A 1,059-nucleotide genomic window follows, 5' to 3' on the forward strand; every position below is an offset into this window, starting at 1 on the left:
TTTAGCCCTATTTTTTATGGGCTCGGTAATGCTGCCATTATTTTTTCCTGAAGGCACCAGCGTAGATAAATTACTTAGGGTGTGGATTGTTCTGATTCTATTTATGTCGGGCTATATGGCAGAAGTATTTAGGGGTGGCTTTCAAGCAATTCCCCAAGGGCAATACGAAGCCGCTGACTCGCTTGGCCTAAGTTATTGGCAGAAAACTTTGCTGATTATATTGCCCCAGGTGATCAAAGTATCGATGCCCAATATTCTTGCTACCTTCGTTATGCTATTCAAAAATACTACCTTCCTTTTGATCATCGGTATATTTGAAATGCTCAGTACCACTCAAACTGCTTTGAATAACTCAAACTGGTTAGGGGGACATGCAACGGAAGGCTACTTATTTGTCGCTATGGTCTTTTGGTGTTGCTGCTTTGGTATGTCAATGATCAGCAGTAATATCGAACGCAAGCTGGATACCAGCCATAATAATAAATAGCGCTGTCTACTACGGAGATTAATGATGAAAACAGATGTAAAAAGCCAAAACTCTGAGGTTCTGGGCAGTAAAGATAACGTTATTGAAATTAAAGATCTGAATAAATGGTATGGCAATTTCCATGTGCTCAAAGATATAAACTTAAGTGTCAAAAAGGGTGAACGAATTGTTATCTGTGGACCATCTGGTTCAGGTAAATCGACGATGATTCGTTGTATCAACCGACTGGAAGAGTTTCAAAGAGGGTCTTTGGTTGTGAATGGTGTTGAGATGATCGAAGACGTTAAGAATATCGAAGCGATCCGTCGTGAAGTCGGTATGGTTTTTCAGCACTTCAATCTGTTTCCCCATTTGAGCATTTTAGAAAACCTGACGCTTGGGCCAATTTGGGTACAGAAAAAACCCAAAGAGGAAGCCGAAGCGATTGCAATGAAGTATCTGGAGCGAGTGAAGATTCCAGACCAAGCACTTAAGTACCCGGGTCAGTTATCGGGTGGTCAGCAACAACGTGTAGCGATTGCACGATCTCTTTGTATGTCACCTCAAATCATGCTGTTCGATGAACCAACCTC

At 41.6% G+C, this 1,059-nt stretch carries 2 protein-coding genes; both read left to right on the top strand.

Annotated elements, in window-relative coordinates; genetic code table 11:
- Window positions 1–487: amino acid ABC transporter permease (locus tag A3763_RS02595; RefSeq protein WP_156494846.1), on the top strand; the 487-nt coding region annotated here is incomplete at its 5' end.
- 21 nt (window positions 488–508) lie between these two features.
- Window positions 509–1,059: amino acid ABC transporter ATP-binding protein (locus A3763_RS02600; protein WP_231872078.1), on the top strand; the 551-nt coding region annotated here is incomplete at its 3' end.

It is taken from the genome of Oleiphilus sp. HI0128, assembly GCF_001635365.1.